The sequence below is a fragment of the Afipia sp. GAS231 genome (genome assembly GCF_900103365.1).
Classification (GTDB): Bacteria; Pseudomonadota; Alphaproteobacteria; order Rhizobiales; family Xanthobacteraceae; genus Bradyrhizobium.
In genome coordinates, this window is the sequence record NZ_LT629703.1 from 2480694 (window position 1) to 2497480 (window position 16787).

Annotated in this window: 18 protein-coding genes and 1 pseudogene; 2 read left to right on the top strand and 17 right to left on the bottom strand. The window is 58.4% G+C overall.

Annotated elements, in window-relative coordinates; translation table 11 throughout:
• Positions 1-1104: 1104 nt before the first annotated feature.
• The 6 genes and pseudogenes from BLS26_RS11745 to BLS26_RS11770 all read right to left on the bottom strand — a co-directional run bounded on the left by BLS26_RS11745 (position 1105) and on the right by BLS26_RS11770 (position 6695).
• Complete coding sequence (locus BLS26_RS11745; RefSeq protein ID WP_092511211.1) at positions 1105-2160, bottom strand: AI-2E family transporter; 1056 nt, start codon at positions 2158-2160, stop codon at positions 1105-1107.
• Positions 2161-2316: 156 nt separating this feature from the next.
• Positions 2317-2490 (bottom strand): annotated as a pseudogene (locus tag BLS26_RS11750) (GntP family permease); the annotation flags it as partial.
• Positions 2491-2632: 142 nt separating this feature from the next.
• On the bottom strand, positions 2633-3085 hold the full coding sequence (locus tag BLS26_RS11755) for a universal stress protein (RefSeq protein ID WP_092511214.1): 453 nt from the start codon (positions 3083-3085) through the stop codon (positions 2633-2635).
• A 39-nt stretch (positions 3086-3124) separates the two neighbouring features.
• Positions 3125-4174 (bottom strand): patatin-like phospholipase family protein, encoded by a 1050-nt coding sequence (locus BLS26_RS11760; protein ID WP_244541912.1) that lies wholly within the window; start codon positions 4172-4174, stop codon positions 3125-3127.
• A 139-nt stretch (positions 4175-4313) separates the two neighbouring features.
• Positions 4314-5633, bottom strand: a complete 1320-nt coding sequence (locus BLS26_RS11765) for an amidohydrolase family protein (RefSeq protein ID WP_092517951.1) — start codon at positions 5631-5633, stop codon at positions 4314-4316.
• 321 nt (positions 5634-5954) lie between these two features.
• Entirely contained in the window at positions 5955-6695 is a 741-nt protein-coding gene (locus tag BLS26_RS11770; protein ID WP_157676424.1) for a ceramidase domain-containing protein, read from the bottom strand.
• A gap of 348 nt (positions 6696-7043) precedes the next feature.
• Between BLS26_RS11770 and BLS26_RS11775 the strand changes: the two genes are divergently transcribed.
• On the top strand, positions 7044-8060 hold the full coding sequence (locus BLS26_RS11775) for a DUF4105 domain-containing protein (RefSeq protein ID WP_092511218.1): 1017 nt from the start codon (positions 7044-7046) through the stop codon (positions 8058-8060).
• 133 nt (positions 8061-8193) lie between these two features.
• Here BLS26_RS11775 and BLS26_RS11780 read toward each other — a convergent pair whose 3' ends face one another.
• The 5 genes from BLS26_RS11780 to BLS26_RS37220 all read right to left on the bottom strand — a co-directional run bounded on the left by BLS26_RS11780 (position 8194) and on the right by BLS26_RS37220 (position 12030).
• Positions 8194-8739 carry a hypothetical protein gene (locus tag BLS26_RS11780; RefSeq protein ID WP_157676425.1) on the bottom strand — a complete coding sequence of 182 codons (546 nt, stop codon included), beginning with the start codon at positions 8737-8739 and terminating at the stop codon, positions 8194-8196.
• A gap of 1340 nt (positions 8740-10079) precedes the next feature.
• Positions 10080-10604 (bottom strand): DUF1269 domain-containing protein, encoded by a 525-nt coding sequence (locus BLS26_RS11790; protein WP_092511224.1) that lies wholly within the window; start codon positions 10602-10604, stop codon positions 10080-10082.
• A gap of 165 nt (positions 10605-10769) precedes the next feature.
• Positions 10770-10997 carry a hypothetical protein gene (locus tag BLS26_RS11795; protein WP_092511226.1) on the bottom strand — a complete coding sequence of 76 codons (228 nt, stop codon included), beginning with the start codon at positions 10995-10997 and terminating at the stop codon, positions 10770-10772.
• 71 nt (positions 10998-11068) lie between these two features.
• Positions 11069-11539, bottom strand: coding sequence for a DUF992 domain-containing protein (locus BLS26_RS11800; RefSeq protein ID WP_092511228.1), 471 nt, complete (start codon positions 11537-11539; stop codon positions 11069-11071).
• A gap of 293 nt (positions 11540-11832) precedes the next feature.
• Positions 11833-12030, bottom strand: coding sequence for a TerB family tellurite resistance protein (locus tag BLS26_RS37220; RefSeq protein WP_157676426.1), 198 nt, complete (start codon positions 12028-12030; stop codon positions 11833-11835).
• Between the two features lie 59 nt (positions 12031-12089).
• Here BLS26_RS37220 and BLS26_RS11810 point away from each other — a divergent pair, with 59 nt between their 5' ends.
• Positions 12090-12329: a hypothetical protein gene (locus tag BLS26_RS11810; RefSeq protein ID WP_092511232.1), complete on the top strand. Its 240-nt coding sequence runs from the start codon at positions 12090-12092 to the stop codon at positions 12327-12329.
• A 20-nt stretch (positions 12330-12349) separates the two neighbouring features.
• Here BLS26_RS11810 and BLS26_RS35685 read toward each other — a convergent pair whose 3' ends face one another.
• The 6 genes from BLS26_RS35685 to BLS26_RS11840 all read right to left on the bottom strand — a co-directional run bounded on the left by BLS26_RS35685 (position 12350) and on the right by BLS26_RS11840 (position 16699).
• Complete coding sequence (locus BLS26_RS35685) at positions 12350-12565, bottom strand: hypothetical protein (protein WP_157676427.1); 216 nt, start codon at positions 12563-12565, stop codon at positions 12350-12352.
• A gap of 182 nt (positions 12566-12747) precedes the next feature.
• Positions 12748-13461 carry a Bax inhibitor-1/YccA family protein gene (locus BLS26_RS11815; RefSeq protein ID WP_092511234.1) on the bottom strand — a complete coding sequence of 238 codons (714 nt, stop codon included), beginning with the start codon at positions 13459-13461 and terminating at the stop codon, positions 12748-12750.
• A gap of 98 nt (positions 13462-13559) precedes the next feature.
• On the bottom strand, positions 13560-14129 hold the full coding sequence (locus tag BLS26_RS11820; protein ID WP_092511236.1) for a transposase: 570 nt from the start codon (positions 14127-14129) through the stop codon (positions 13560-13562).
• 179 nt (positions 14130-14308) lie between these two features.
• On the bottom strand, positions 14309-14818 hold the full coding sequence (locus BLS26_RS11825) for a glutaminase (protein ID WP_092511238.1): 510 nt from the start codon (positions 14816-14818) through the stop codon (positions 14309-14311).
• 1181 nt (positions 14819-15999) lie between these two features.
• Complete coding sequence (locus BLS26_RS37225) at positions 16000-16203, bottom strand: hypothetical protein (protein ID WP_092511242.1); 204 nt, start codon at positions 16201-16203, stop codon at positions 16000-16002.
• A 7-nt stretch (positions 16204-16210) separates the two neighbouring features.
• Positions 16211-16699 carry a hypothetical protein gene (locus tag BLS26_RS11840; protein ID WP_244541914.1) on the bottom strand — a complete coding sequence of 163 codons (489 nt, stop codon included), beginning with the start codon at positions 16697-16699 and terminating at the stop codon, positions 16211-16213.
• Positions 16700-16787 lie beyond the last annotated feature (88 nt).

Consider the following 16787-nt stretch of genomic DNA (forward strand, 5'->3'; position numbering starts at 1 on the left):
AATGAGTCGCCGCAACTTCCTCGCAGATATCTTGCCTGGCTCGGTAGCAGCCGTTGCCGGTTTTACAACGATCGGCTGGGGTATCACGCCTGGAATAGCCGAGGCGACGCAGACGGCGCAAACCGTAATGATCCGCCCGCATCGCCACATGCGTAGCCGTCACCGTCGTTGGGGTTGCTGGTGGCAGAGGGGGCGTCGCTGGTGGCACTGGGGACATCGTGTCTGTGGTTGGCGCTAGCCGACGCGCTTTCGGGCGATGGCCGGCCATGACACGGGGAGGCCCGCCGGTGTGTGTCTGCCTTTTTGGCTTTGGGTCGGCTCGCGCAGCCGCACTCTTGTTCTCAGTGGGCTTTAGTGATCGAATTTAGCATTCCGACAGAATGCAGGAGATAGCCATGCCCGCAAAGTCTATCGGCGCCGTCGCAGCTGTTGCAACTGCCTGTGTGATCACATGGAGCGGAAATGCGCGTGCAGAAATATTTATCACGACTGCCGCCATAACGCGCGGCGAGTTAGTGATCGTCGGAAGGATTAGACGACCGCGCGAGCACAGCGTGCGTCTTAAAATCGGCCCAAGCAAAACAGTGCAAGTCGAGAGCAGTTCGACTGGAGGGTTTCGTTGGATTGGACCTGAGTTCCCCTCCACTTGCATAGTCGAAATTACCTCCGGGGAGGATAAGCGAGAAGTGGTGATAGAAAACTGCGGCCTTCCCGGACCGCCCGGGCCGGCAGGTCCTCCGGGGCCAGCAGGACCCGCGGGCCCATTGGGTCCGGCCGGCCCCAAGGGAGACGCCGGCGAAGCCACTAAACAATAGATCAGACCACAACCGCGGAGGCCGCGCCCAGGTGGCGGCCTCTTTGAATTGCGGCCCCGGCCTGTACACATCCACGGTCCCTCCGCGCGGCGTGCGCGCGAGCTGGAAGTCCGTTTCATGCCCAACCGCGGTCATTAAGCAACATGGCGTTGGCCCGGCCTGCTTCTGTTCAAGCAGAAAGGCCTTCCTTTCGTCCGCAGCACCGACTCGTCCTCGTTGCGTGCGCGTAGTCGTGACCGCCATCGGCGCGAGCTTCTTTCGGTAGTTCCGCAGCATCGCCTTGTGGGGCTCAGGGATTTCTGTTCGGGGAACTAACTTCCGCAGCTTTCACCGGCCCGCCAAGCATATCTGCGATAAATCGACTGCCCGGGTGGTAGCTACAAAGTGTCAGGATGGCGATGACGATCGGAACCCCGATGAAGGCGCCGAACAATCCCCACATGAAGGTCCAGAAGAAGACGGCAAACAGCACGACGAAGGGTGAAATAGACAACACGTCCCCGGACACACGTGGCTCGATGTAGCTACCGACGACAAACTGAATCAAGTTCAGGCCAAGAAATATTCCCAATACCGCCTGCCAGGTGGAAAACTGCGTCATCTCAAGCAGGGTTGGAAACAGCGTCGCGATGAGAGGGCCGATAAAGGGAATGTAGTTGAGCACGAACGTGATGATTCCCCACTCGGCCGCAAACTGAAGCCCGGTGATCCAGGCAAGCGCCCAAATGAGCAAGCCCGTCACGACGCTCATCTGCGTTCTGACCAGCATGTATTTTCGAAACTTGACCGCGATCGCGGCAGTCGCATCAATCAGAATGCGCGCGGCGTCCTGGTTGCCAAGCGCCTGGACTTTTCGTCGAGCATCGTCGACTTCAAGCAACCCAAGCATGACATACACCAATGTTACCAGCCAGAAGGTCAGCGTCGTGTTGACGCGTCCGGTGACCTGCCGCGCGGCACGCAACAGCCATCCGGTATTGAAATGCTCAGCCCACAAACCGGCGACTGAGATTCCCCGATCTTCGAGCCAAGCCACCGCCATCTCGTAAAGCGCTTGATAGCGCGACGCGTCGGCGACCAGCGAACGGCCGACCCGACCAAAAGCCAAGGCGGCCAGTGATGCAAAGCCAAGGCACACCACGGCAGTAACAATGATCGTGATGGCAAGGGCTACCAGCGCCGGCAAACGCAATTGCAGCCGCTGCTGCAACGGCCAGACGATGGCGATGATAAAGAAAGCGAGCGTCAATGGCGCAAGGACTTCGGTGCCGTAGTAGACCACTACCAGGAGCAGCACGGCGGCAGCGATGCCAGCCGAAATCCTCGGTGCGCCATCGGCCTTCATTCGGGAGCCTCGGAAATGGGAGTCTCTGTTTCGTCGAGAATAGATCAGTTCCGGTGCCGCATCAGCGGAAATGCTTCCATTTTCTGTCTCCAGGTCACGCTCGCAGGAATGCAGATCTGGTCTCAGCGGCGCGCCTTGCAAACCTTTCGACATCGATCAAAATGAACCGAGCCCGGACCCCAGCCCGATTATGGCGGCAAGCGAGATGATCGGGCCGACAATCGCGGTCATGACGATATCGCGATAGCTTTCGCCGTGCCTCGATCCACAAACGGCAAGCAGCGTGACCACCGCATCGCTGTGCGGCAAGCTGTCGAGTGTGCCCGCGCCGAAGCCGACCAAGTTTGCCACACTGATGATCAGACATACGCTCGGTCCAGCCATTGCTCGACGTCTTCGGTCGGGAAACTATCGCCCGTCGGCGCCGAGTTCGCAAAGCTATTGTACGACCTTGGCGGCTACAAAAATACGGCTACGGCACTACCAACACCGGCACGCTTCCGTTCACGAGGACCTCAGATGTTTGGCTCCCTAAAAATAGCTTCCTGAGGCCGCGACGCCCATGAGTGGCCATGACGATCAAGTCGCAGCCTCTGGACTTTGCCGTTTCCACAATGGCAGTCGCCGGGTGCATATTCGTGACATGCAAAAATTCTGCAGCAATCCCGATCTGTGCCGCCATAGCTCGTGCCCCATCGAGCACTTTGCCCGCACTGGCCTTGCTGGCCGCCTCATAATTATCAACCTCTTCCTGCGAGGGAATATGTCCACCGGCGTGTCCGCCGCCATAGTCGATGTAGATCGGTTCCGTCACGGTGATGACTGCCACTTTGGCGTTCAATGCCTTTGCTAAGGCAATCCCTTGCTTAACGCCTTTTCTCGCGACATCCGATCCGTCCGTGCTCAAGAGAATATTGGCGTACATTCGGTGACTCCCTTGCTCGTTGCCTCCCCCAGCCCGCTCTCAGCACTCCGCTACCAGCGCATCGAGATCGGAGCTCGACTTGCTGCCGAGATCCGCGCTGTGCTTGGTTAGAAAATCGGCGGCGCTCTTTCGGCCCTCCCCCTTGAGCATCTCGAGGAATTCCCATTCGGCGTTGAGCTTTGACGACGCGCCGAATTCAACCAGTCTGTCGGTCATGATCCGGTGAGTTCGCATGCCCGCCCAGCGCGCCCCTTCGCCATGTCCGGGATCGGCGGCCTGGCGTAGCAGCGCAATCATGCGCAGTTCCTTCAAGAGCGGCGCGTTGAAGGATATTTCGTTGAGGCGGTCCAGGATATCGCCCGCTGTTTTCGGTGTGTTCCGGCGCTCCCTCGGATTGATCTGAACCAGGATGGTATCATGCGCGTCGCTCTCGCGGACAAGAGGCGTGATAGTGGGATTCCCGGCGAACCCGCCGTCCCAATAGGGTTCACCGTCAATCTCGACAGCCCGGAACATCGTGGGAAGGCACGCGGAGGCCAAGAGCACCTCCGGCGTGATCTGGCCGTTGCGAAAGATTCGTCCACGGCCGGTGTGCACGTTTGTAGCGGTGATAAACAGCTTGATCGGAGATGTTGCCAGCCGCTCGAAATCGATACTTTCGGCCAGCACCTGGCGAAGCGGGTTGAAGCCCATGGGATTAAGGTCGTAGGGCGAGAATACACGCGACATCAGATCCATGGCGAGATAGACAGGTGACGCATCGAGCGTCCAGCGGCCCATCATCCGTTCCAGGGGGGAGCGCTGCAGAGGGCTGAAGGCGGCGGCACGGGAAACACGGCGCCAGTATGCGTCAAGTGCGGCCCGCGCACCGTCGGCGCCGCCCATTGACCATCCATCCGCCAACACCGCCGCATTCATGGCTCCGGCGGAAGTTCCCGAGATCGCCTCGATTCTGATCCACGGCTCTTCGAGCAGCCGGTCGAGCACACCCCAGGTGAATGCGCCGTGCGAGCCGCCGCCCTGCAAGGCGAGGTCGACAAGAACCGGTTGGCGCACCGCCATCGTTGTCTCGTCGATCGCCGAACTCATCTCACCAACTCCGGAATGGATATGGACTTCGGCGATCTTCCTCGGTGGGCAACTGCATCGCGTACTCCAGCCGGCTTTCGTTGTCGGCACAATCCGGCGTCGAACGGACTCCAAGCATCCCATCGATTCGAAGCTGGCCTCAACCGCCAAGTGTGTTCTTGTAGACCTTGCCGTCCTTCATGATGACCTTGAAGTTCTTGGCGGGATCGGCAATCAGGTTGATATTCTCCAGCGGATTGCCATCGACTAGCAACAGATCGGCAAGTGCGCCCGGCTCCACGACGCCGAGCTTGCCAGCATACGGACTGCGTTTGCCTGACAATGCTAGCAGTTCGGCGTTGGTCCCGGTCGCCATGGCGAGCGCTTCGGCGGGACTGTACCAACGGACAAGCGAGGCAAGAATTGCTCCCTGTTGCTGCGCCAGCGCTTGGGAGAACAGGACATCGGTGCCCCACGCTGTCTTAATCTTGTATTTCTTCGCCATCTCGTATGTCCGGGCTATTCCGGGCCAGACTTCATCAGCCTTGGCTCGTTGGACTGAGCCCGCCGGAAAGCCCAGTCTCAAATCCTCGGGGAGAGGCTGCAGACTTAACCACACGCCCTTTTCGGCAATCAGCTTGGCGGTTGCCTCGTCCATCAGGAAGCCGTGTTCAATACATTTCACGCCAACGGCAATGGCTTGCTGAATAGCCGCCGGCGTAAAGGCGTGCACGGTGACATACGTACCCCAATTCTCGGCCGCTTCGACAGCCGCCCGAAGTTCCGCGTCGGTGAAAGTCACCACGTCGATCGGGCTGAACGGCGAGGAAACCCCACCGCCGGCCGTCAGTTTGATCTGGGAGGCGCCCTGCATAAGTTGCTCGCGGACGCGGACGCGGACCTCGTCGGGGCTGTCGGCGACCATACTGCCGCCAAGCTGCTCCATGCGGCTGAGCATGCCGCCGATCGTACGCGGCAGCTCGGACAGCTGGCGGAAATCCCCGTGCCCGCTGGTTACCGTGATTACAGCCCCTGAGGGGTAAATACGGGGACCCGGGACAATCCCTGAGTCAATAGCGCTCTTCAGTCCGAATATGGGACCACCCACGTCACGGATCGTAGTGAAGCCGCGCATCAGCGTGTCCGTCGCCTCAGCGCCCGCCGCGATATTGTTGTATCCCACGTCACCGTTGATCGACTGAACTGGAGTGGGCCGTATCAACATCGCATGCCAGTGTGCGTCGATCAGGCCGGGCATCAGCGTTCGGCCATTGCCGGCGATCACGACCACGCCTGGCTCGTTAGCGATAGGCGTCGTCGAGATGCGTTCAATGATGTTGCCCTTGACGAGCACACTGGACGGCGCGGAGAGCGAACCGCTCTTGCCATCGAAGATGCGGACATTCTGGAACAGCGTTGCGCTGGCATTCGCTGGCGGGTTGCCTTGCGCGCGAACGGAGGAGGCCAGTCCGACGGCCATGAGCGGAAGAAGCGTTGCGACGAACATCCGTCGGGACATGGAAGTCATGGGGACACTTCCTGGATCATAAGTTGTATTAAATATACAATGCACGCACTCGCCGGATCGTCGACTCGACGCCGATACTTTCGAACTAGCGGACCCATACTACTGATGCAAGCTGAAGCTTAAGGACTAACATCTCGAATGGACCACCCCCCGGAGGGCTCGGTCAGAAAGATCTTCGGGATCGTTCGCAATAGACTCTTCTTTTGCGAAAAATGATCTTTTGGGCGCGATCTCGATCACCCCGGCGCGGAAGATGTAGGGAGACTAGTCGCCTTACAAGACGCCTTGGATTGGTCGACGGGTCTGAAAAAGTCGGAGAATTGCGAACCCGGCGGAAGCTGCAGCGAGATGCTTGAGCGTATGTCCACTCAAAATCGAGCCAACCGAATAGATCTTCTCGTCAAGGAATTCCAGCAGCTTGGCCAACGCATAGAGGGCCGCGGCAGTAATCCAATAGGATGTGCCGGTATATTTCGGCGAGAAGAGCCGAAGAATCAGGACCAATGCCAGAAAAGGAAAAAATTGCGCCCAGGCATAGAGCCGCAAATCATCGGTCCAACGCCACAGCAGCAGACTAAAAATGCCGATTGCCAGCAGTGGCCGCAGCAACATCGCTCCCGCTCTCGCATCCACGCGCTCCTCGACGACGGCGGCAAGGATTGCGGCGAAGCACAACGTCATGGGCAGCCGATCCCAAAACAAGGTGCTGTCATTCGGATTCAAGTGGTAATATGACGAACCGAAGCCGGTCAGAAACAGCCCCGTAAACAGCACTATGGTTGTTGCGTCGCGACGAACCTGCAACAGGCCTACAATTCCGACCGCGATGAAAGGCAGGTTCGAGACCACATTCCAGAAATTCGGTATGCCGAACAATTCACGCTGGTCGGCGAACTGATGGTAGCTCTGATCCTGCAACAATGGCGGAAGCGGCAGCAACGCCGCGAGTGAGACAATCATCAGACCATACAGAACCGGGACAGGCCGATCTCGGATGGTGCTGCTGATTGTCATCGAGTTATACGCCGTTGATCGAATGATACGTATCCGACGATTATCCTGAACGGCCGGCGACGCCGGCGCCGGGCAATACCGACATGGCACCACAGCAGGCCGAGCAAACGCGAAACCACTGCGCAGCCGGAATGCCTTGTGGCAAATCTCACCGCGCTCATCGATGTCAGGGACTTGAAACGAAGTGAGGAAGCCAGAAAGCATTCTACCAGAGCGGGCTTAACAAGTGAAGTCCGGTCGGTGTACGCTCCCCTGCGGTCCTCTGGCCGCGAAATGACGCTTGCCTTTTCGGCCTTGCCAACGGCAGCGCCGATATGCAGTCCGCAGAATGAAACAGCGGAGAAGCCAATGAATTCGCTTCGCAGCTTCTTGTTCAGGCCCCTCGGCTGGCTCGTCGCGATCATCATCTCTCTGTGCTGGGCCATACCGATCCTGTGGGCCACACTGGCCATCTACTATTCGAATCTGCCATGGGCCGGGATGCGTTTGGCGCTGGCGGCAGCCTTTGCAGCGTTCACAATCTGGGCCATCTGGTTCTCGCGTCGGCGACGCATGTCGGCAACGGCGATCGTGTTGTTTCTCGGCGTGGTCGCATGGTGGATTTCCATCCAACCCTCACATGATCGCAACTGGCGACCGGAAGTCGCGGTGATGCCGCGAGCCGTCATCGACGGCGACCGCGTGCGCCTGACCGGTGTCCGCAACTTCGACTACCGTACCCGGAATGATTTCACGGTGCGCTATGAAGAGCGGGAGGTGTTGTTGTCGCACTTGATCGCCCTCGACTTCTATGTATCCTACTTCACCGAAGGGCCGGTCGGGCATACGTTCGTGAGCTTCATTTTCGACAATGCGCCGCCGTTGAGTATCTCCATCGAGACCCGGCCGGAGGTCGGCGAGGGTTTCGCGCCTGTCGCCTCGCTGTTCAAGCAATTCGAGTTGATCTACGTGGTAGGCGACGAGCGCGACCTCGTGCGCGTGCGCACCAACTATCGAGGGGAGCCAGTGTACCTCTATCGCCTCAATACCTCGGCCGACGATGCGCGCCGGCTGCTCCTGATCTACCTTGGCCGGATCAACCAACTTGCCGATCGCCCCGAATTCTATCACCTGCTGACCAACAGTTGCACGATTAACATCGTGCGATACGCGAACGCCGCGGGAAGGCGCGGCGGATTTGACATCCGTCATATCCTCAACGGCCTGGTCGACGGCTACCTCTATTACTCGGGCCGGATGGACAAGACGCTGCCGTTCGACGAACTGCGCCGACGCTCTCGGATTAACGAGGCGGCACTGGCGGCCGATGGCGCAGCGGATTTTTCGGAGCGAATTAGGGCATCCCTGCCGACGATGTCCCGCTGAGATGGCTCGCTCTGCGGTGCCGCAGCCAGTTTCCATTGCAGGGCAGCTCGGCGCCAATCCTGCGGCAGGAGTTGCCGGCCTTATCCTGCGGTTCGTCCGCTAGATGCAGACCTAAGCGGTTTGATCCGATCGATCACTTTTCTTTCCGGCTTGACCAAAAAGTTATGCCAAGGCCGACCACGAAGGCTCCAGCGAGGATGACGAAGAGCATGGATTGTTTGACCCACGAGACTGCCGGAACGGTGAGAGCCAAAACCAGCCCAAGAAAGCACAATTCGAGCGAAGCAAGATTGAGTCCGGCCAGAAAAGAGCCCAGCGCCAGTAACATCAGAAGGACCAGACTGGTGGCCGGCGCGGGCAGCAGTTGCTGAACACCGGACAGCAACATGATGTTCATGGCAACGAGGACAGCAGTCCAATGTACAGCCTGGGTCCAAACCAGCCTGACACGCGCCCCTTTGTCTTCGGCCTTTCCCCATTCGGTGAAAATACACACCCCACCGGATATCAGGGCAAGCAACTCCCAATAGCCGGCAAGAGACTTTTGCGACATGTTCGCGTAAGCAACGCCGGCAAGAGCCAGTGCCAAAACCAGGAGATAGGGTAGATGCCGGCGCCAGGAATCAGCGCTGCCGGAATGGTTCGGGCCAGCCTCAGCGGGGATATTGTCTTCACTCATGATCAACCCCCTAAGGTTCGCGGGCTTCAGATCCTCATTTCGTAGTCTTGCCGGCGCCCACTTCCACTTGATGTTTCACGACGCCATAATATGTCGACATTTCACGCTTGGCGACGGAGGCGATCCACTCGGCACGGAATTTCCTGGGCGGACAGTGATCCAATCACCGTGGTCGCGAGACATGGCACAAATCCGCCAGATTGCGACTCGGCGCGGCTTCCCCTGCCGCGGCAGCGCCCTCTCACAAACTAACATGCATCGTGGACCACCTGACCACGAGCAGCGTTGACTGAAGCGATATTGTCGTTGCATTCAATATCCGCGCAAACAGGACTGCCGGCCGCTTCGCAAGAAGTGGAGAACAACGGCAACCATTATGCTGAATCTCGTTTTCGTCCTGCCAGGAATGCGGCGCGCAACCGTAAGAAATCAAACGCTTTGAGGAGTGCCCGATGCATCGGATTCTATCGTTGTTGTTTTTCCTGGTGCTGGCAACAACCATCCCGTTGGCAGATTCGTTCGCACAAAGCTCGGCGGGACGCGGCGCGGTGAACGGCGCAATCATCGGCGGCGCGATCGGCGGTCGTCGAGGAGCGGCCGTCGGGGCGGTCGCAGGTGCGGCCGCGGGGAGTCGGCGGCATGTGCGTAGCCACTACTACTGGCGCCATGGTCGTTGTTGGGTCCGCACGCACCGCGGATCGCATCGGGTAGCGTCTCGATATTGCCGCTGATATCTGTTCGCCGACCGCGGTGCATTCCGCCCCAACTCCGGATCGCGCCTGTCGTGTGGTCGCATCTGTGGGTCTAATCGGACAAACGCTCCAGTTGCCTTTGGTGTGCGCCGTCAATTCTATATTCTGGTCCGGCGTGTAGTCATTGAGGATCACAGCGCCGACTCGCTTCCCACCGCTTTCAACGATCAGACCGATGCACGGATCGCCGACATGGTTTCGTAAGAGTATTCAATAGGGAGGTTATCCCTCCCTCCAAAGCCTGGCCGCATTTTTTTGGGCCTGAGCTACCGCCGTCGGGAGGATTGGCGGATCCACATACGGCGCAAAGCGCGCCAAATTCTCTTGAGCAAAACCCAGCGCGGTCTGGCGTTCTCCGCATTGATCCGCTCCCAATCGTCTCTGGACGGATAGCCATATCCGGGAGGGAATTTCATTTCAGACTCCGATGCCGCGCGCAAAACAGAACACGCAAAACCCGCGTTTGCATCGAACCTCGCCAGCCAGTCGCCGTTGTAGTCGAGCGCTTTCCCGGTTCATGTGCGGAGAGAACCCGCGCCGTGCGGCAATGCTGCACGACCACACGCCTTGGCCCCAGCTCGGCGCGCGTCAGCTTGCGTTTGCGGCTGACGGCGCCGGTTGGGTGGTGCCCGCTTTGGCGAGGGCTTCACGCAGTGCGCTTTCCTTCGCATCATCGAGGGACGTCTTCAGCACGGTACCGCCAGCACCCTGGATTTCCTTGAGCACCTTGTCAGCGGTCATATTCTGGATCAGCACAAACAGAGCCGCGTCGCCGGGCTTAAGATTGGCCGCGAGCTCCTTCATGAATGCATCGTTGATACCATAGTCCGTAAGCGCCCCGCTAAGCGCGCCTGACGCTGCGCCCAAGGCGACGCCGATCAACGGATTCAGAAAAAGGACTCCTATCAAAAGTCCCCAGAAACTGCCTGAAGCCGCCCCGGCGGCCGTCATATTGACCAGCTGGTTCAGCTTGACCGGGCCAGCGTCAGTTTTGACGGCGATAACCGCATCGCTGAACTCAATAAGATACTGTTTCCTCAAATCGAACAGACGCTGACGGACCTCCTCGGCTTTCGCTTCGGACGTATAAACGATAGCAACAAGATCTGACATGAGATTTTCCTGACGAATTGTAAGGAACCGTGTAGATGGCTTGCCGGCGAGCATTGTATCTTGGGCAGCCAAGCGCGTAAATGAACCGGCCAGGCGGCTTCAACCAAGTGGTCCGTTCAAAACGTAAGTCGTGCTGGAACCGATCGAGCAAGGCTGAGGGCCCAATCAATGCGCCTGGAGTTTTTCGATCCCGGTTTGAACGTTTATCAGGCGATGATTGATTGATTTTAACTCTTCAAGCGAAGCATCGACTTCAAATGATGGGATCGCGGCGCTCAGAAAAATCACGCCGGACAGGACTAACAGATCGAAATGCTTGCTGTCGTAACGCAGAAGCGAGACAGCAGCTCCGATAGCGCAGGCGACGCTCAGTACGCTCAGAAATATCGCCAATTGCCTTCCCCTCGTCCGACCTCAATGAAGCCGGACCGCCGGCTTTCATCGCGGCCCAAGCCATCCGCCGTTTATCGCAGCGTCAGCCGCGCCACCCCCACTGCCAGATTGACACCAAACTGGCCTTCGACCGACAGCGGCTGCAGGGAAATCGTGCGGTGGGATCCGCCAACAAGTACGTTGGCCCCCAGGCCAAGACCAAACGACGCATTGCCGCTTGCGCCCACGTAGGTTCCCCTCAGCACCCCATATCCGACATGCGAGGTCGGTGCGAACACTCCCCAGAACAATCGACCTCCGCCGGTGATACCGACATCGAGGCCGATCCGTCTTATCGTGCCGGCGTAGCTGTATTGCTGCCCCGTTGCATTCGACCGAAAGACGCACCGCAGGTTCTGCCGCGAGCCAACCACCAATCCCACGCGCGGCGCGGCATCACAGGTCAACCCTCCGACTCGAACAGGTTGAGCTTGCGCGAACGCCGGCCCCGTGAGAGCAGCCATAGACGCACACAGCACCGCCAAACGGCAGATTTTCGACATCCATCATTACTCCAACAGTCTTCGATTATGGCTTCAGCGACCTGGCGGTGCATTCATGTCAGCGTCGTCCCTGCAAGCCTCGAACATTTCAGCCACGGCTTCCACGACCCTGCTTTGAGATCACGGATGAAATCCGCCGACGTCAACCAGACTTCGTTCGTCGAGTACTTCGACTGCGAGAACCACTCCGTTACTGAGCGGAGCAGTGCACTGCAATAGCCAAAGCGGTACCTGGCGCCCCGAGTGGTCCGGTTCGAACGTTAGTCTGAAGGCGTTTGGTCAGCAGCTCTTTGTCACCACCGGAGCGGCAACGCTGGTGAAAAATGCCGGCTGGCAATTCCAGCGAGCAAGGCAACGCGGTCGGGCGCAATCTGCTGACGAAGCTCCGCCCGCTGTCGCGTGGTCGCCCCCAACAGATCCGCGACATGCCAGATGATATTGTGCTCGAGTTCATTCACTCTACCGTCGGCGTACACAACTTCCCACTTCATCCGAACGAGCTGGCGGTGACTTTCGCCGTTCACAACCTGATTTTGAGCTGGCGGGTGAAATGGTAGAGATCGACGGCGGTCCGGTCGACCGCAGCAGATTCCTCGAGCAGCCTGGCGGTGGCCAGATCGTCCAGATCAAAATGCGATCAAAGAACAGCGTGAAGTTTCGCCCGCCTCGCCTGCGACATTTCGATGTGAACGGTCGCTACCCGCGCGAACAATGCTGCGGTCGCAAGCTGGAGCTTGCTGACCGCGGGGTGACGCTGCAGTCTCTCACGCCGTTAAATAGGAACGACTAGACCAGGTTATTTTGACTTGCTCACCATCCAGGATGGAGATGATGCGACCATCCTCGGTGCTGCGAGTGTCGACGACGCCGGTGATGCCGATTGGCCCGCTTGACCTCAGTTGTCGTTTGCTCGGCAGCAGTCGCATTCGAATTCAGCAGCGATCGGGCTTCAATACCTTGGGGCGGACCGACCAGAACAATAAACCCGCCGATAACGAGGACGCTGAGCATTATCTTGATGTTCATCGTAGCTCGCCTCCTCTAGGGTTATCGGGGCACAGAAGCGCTCTCGATACATAGGCGCGGCGAAGGTCTGCCATGGCGGTGACTTTAAGACCGACGCCTCGTCGAATAAGCAAAACTCATCGACGACACGCCGACGAACGACACGCCACGAGGTGCTGGACCCTTCTGAAAACGATCATGCTTCACCGCCGGTTGCCCGCCAGGCGCAACATGAGCATGAACAGGTTTATGAAGTTGAGATACAGCGACAGCGCCCCCATCACGACCTTGCGGCCCGCGGAAGCGGCATCGTCGCTACGATCATACATCGCCTTGATCCGCTGGGTATCGTAGGCGGTGAGACCCGCGAAGACCCCGACGCCGACGATAGAGATTATCCAGTCGAGTCCGCTCGACCTTAAGAACATGTTGACCAAACTCGCAATCACGATGCCGATCACGCCCATAAACAGGAACACGCCGAATCCCGACAGGTCGCGCCGGGTTGTGTAACCCCAGATGCTGAGCGCCCCAAAGGTCGCGGCTGAAATGAAGAACACGCGCGTGATGGAGGCGCCGGTATAGACGTGGAAGATTGTCGAAAGCGACAATCCCACCAACGCCGCATAGACGAAGAATAGCAGTCGCGCCGTTTCCGCCGACAGCTTGTTGATACGAGCGCTTATAAAGAACACCAGCGCAAACGGCGCCAACATGAACACCCACATCAGCGGACTTTGCAGCAGCTCGGGACCGGTGAACTGATAGGTCAGCATCGCGACGAGGCCGGTTAGGCCAACGCCAGTGGCCATGTAGTTATATACCCGGAGCATGTGGGCGCGCAGGCCCGCATCAGCTGCGAACGTCTGACCGACGGGGGCGCCGGGGATGACCACGTTGCGATCGTAATTCGGCATGACTCGTATCCTTTCATCCGCAGAACACTTTGCCCGCAGTACGCCGCGAAACTCACCGCAAGACGGGCGTCGGGATCCCTCGCGCTAACCGGCCAGACTTATTGCACCGGTGGACGTGCCGAAGCCTGGATCGGTATCGGCACGCTCGCGTCGCGCGGATCCTGTGCGCCACGCCCCGTGCTGTCCCGCGGCGTCGGCCGACGATCGGGCGGGTTCGTCGAGAGCGAACTCACATTTGCCGAATGGCATTGGGTCGCCGGTGCCGCTTCCAACGAAAGGCGCGCCCGTATCTTGCGTTGAGTCGATCGATGTTGCCCAAGCGCCTGGCAAGCGCGCCTTTCGGAGATGCCAAACGCTGCCCTGGCGTGAAGCACGTAAGTCGCACGAAGCTCCGGGCTGAGATCCTCCGTCGTCGCCTCCACCAAGATGAGCTTTTCCAGTGTCAGATCCGATACCAGCCGGCGCAGCCGGGTGATCTCGGCCTCAAGCTCGGTCAAATACTCGGCCAGATCGCTCTCGAGGCCTCCGTACCTATTTCGCCACCGATAGTAAGTTACTTCGGTAACGCCAATTACCCGCGCACACTCCGAAATCCGTCTGCCGGTGGCGGCCAATCTTTCGACATGTCTCAGCTTTGCAACGATTTCCTCGGTTTTATGTCTTCTCATCACCGACCCTTTCTTTAAGGAATCGCATTGTCATCGCCCGCGGCGCTCGCTCTTGCTAGTCACCTCTCACTTCCAGTATCCCGCGGACGATCGCTATTCCGTCGATGGCGTCGGCGGACGAGCCCTCAACGGATCATAAAGACGCCACCGAGAATCTTCATCGACTGAGACTCCCACGCCTATGCGGCGCGTCTCAAGAATACGCCATCGCTTGCTATTGGAAGTTTGGATGCTTCACTTGCCGCTCGCGCCACACACAACTGATCGTTACGGCCGCAAGTGATGTTGCCGAGATCGTCCTGCGCCCGGACTTCCTTCGGCAGCAACGGATTCGCGGCGATCTTGGCAAGTGAGTTAAATGAAAGCCCGGTGGCGTCCGCGCTGAGTTTCGCTCGCGCTTCCTTGGAGCCGATCGTCTCGCAGATCAGCGCAAACAAGAACGGCTTCGACACGCTCGTGATAGAGAATTCGTAGTCCACGTCTCCGGCACCGCAAATGCGTCCACTGGTTTCGACGACACAGACACCGAGCAGCCCGCTCGGGACTCGGGCGATTGCCGGGTAGGCCCGGCAGTTTTTGCCGTCATTGTTCGACTTAGAGCGGCGGTGCGTATCTTGCACGAGCGACTGCACCATCTCAGGGGCCAGCAAATGATCGGCCGAAATGTAATGCCGTTCCAGCGACGCCATAGCACCACTCCGTCGACGGGGGCCATTCGGCTCCATTCTAGAAACTCGACGCGGCTTCAGAACTAACGCTCACGTATATGAGGTGTCAACTTGCAATCGGCACAACAGCCGGCAGCTCAGCCATCCAATCTAGGAGGGACGTAGATCGCCGAACTTGCTGCTCTCACGACTTCAGCACCATTCAACTGGGTAAGCTAGACTGACGCAATCGTGCTCGTGCGTAATTGAGTCAAAGGGTCATTAACAGAGGTCGAGCGACGAGAGATTCGGAACATAAGCGAGTGTACGATTGGGTTCTGCGCGACTAAACTACCGCCCTACCCGAGCGAAACCGACGACGAGAACCGGTGGATATGGTGCAATCTTGTGAAAGAGTGAGGCTTAGTCATGGTGGCGAGCGCGCGTGAAGGACACGTTCTCCTGGTAAAGAAGCTAGGCGGGCTTATCTCAGTTATCATCGGATGCCTACTGACAGCGGTTGGCGTGACGTTCGAATCCACCAGTACAATTGTTGTCGGTGTTCTATTTCTTGCGCTTGGTGCTGTCCTGCTCACGCTTAAGATCATAAGACGAAATCAAAGGAGCCCGCTTGGATAGGGCGTCGAGCCGGACTTGCGGCGACTGATCAATTAGAACGGGTTACCGGCCAAGAAGACTCGCATTGGCATAGCAGAGACAGTGCTGCGAACCGACTGGAGGTCGTAGGCTTATCGGGAGCCAGTGGCGAGAGGACTGCTTATGACGCTTTGGTAACCGGTGTTGCGTCTGGCAGCCGTTCCTTGTCCGGCCCGCAACAGCGCATCCTGCATTCGCTGTCGACCTGGAAACAGATCGGCGGGCGATCGCCGAGCAACGCCCAGGTGGCGTGGCTCGCGGTCCATGGCCCTTCGTCGACGTCGCACACCAATCAGCGGAGCGCGTTGAAAACGGTGGGCTTGCTTGAGTATCCTCGCCCAGCACGATCGACTCGCGATTGAATCGGTGGACCCGCACGTTTTCCAAGATCTGCCGGCATACCTCGAGCACGGCAGCCTTACCGCGGCGCGCGCCGAGAACGGTATAAGGGATCACACAGTGTCGCCATGACCACGCGCTCGCTCGACAAGACGCTCTGAACCGCGAAGATGAGCTGTCCATTCTCCACCCGAAATAGCAACGCCGTCATGGCATGGCCGACTCCTTCATGAAGCCCGGTATTCAAAGATACGGTGGCCGTTCTCGTCCAATACGAATATGAAACTTGACCGGCAGAACTCGCCCGCCTTCCTCAATTCGGCCGCAAGGAACTTGGCCTGATTTATGGCCTCTTCCGGACTCGAAAGCCGCTCTCCCACTTCATCGGGAAAGACTTTCGGGCCGTCGCAGATATGAAAAAAGTATCGCATGGTAGCGTTAGCGGGGCTGGAACGAGACGCGTTCTAGCCTCTGGGAGGCTCTCACTTCCTGAACGTAACTGCGGACGGCGTACCGGGCGAGACGTCTCCAGCGCCGCGCGATCTGCCATGCCTCAAACGATTCCAGCCATTCCTTGGCCTGCGAGTACCTCCCATATGTCCAAGCGAATGCTGGTATCGAGATGAGCTTCTCGCGACTTACGCTAAAGAGGCGTTCCACGAGCACAAGCTTTAGAACTTCACCTACGACAAGGACAGTCATGCCCATCGCGATGTGGCCCGTACCGGCCAAATAAGCGGCAACCGGCTTGACCGGTTCAAGAACGATTAGAGGCACAGCAAACAAGGCCAAGGTGGGATAGGGGCGCAGCGAAACTATCCGGATGCGAAGGCTTTCGAATATCCGGTGCGCGGCAATCCAGTTGGCGAATGGTCGGGCAACAGTCAGGAAGACTGCATCCACTAAGAAGTAGATGGTCGCCAGCATGAATATTACGGATTTCCAAATTCGGTTCACGTAGAATCTCCAGACAACCACCCGTGAATAAGTTGCGGGTTCGAACGCTTGCTGGAGA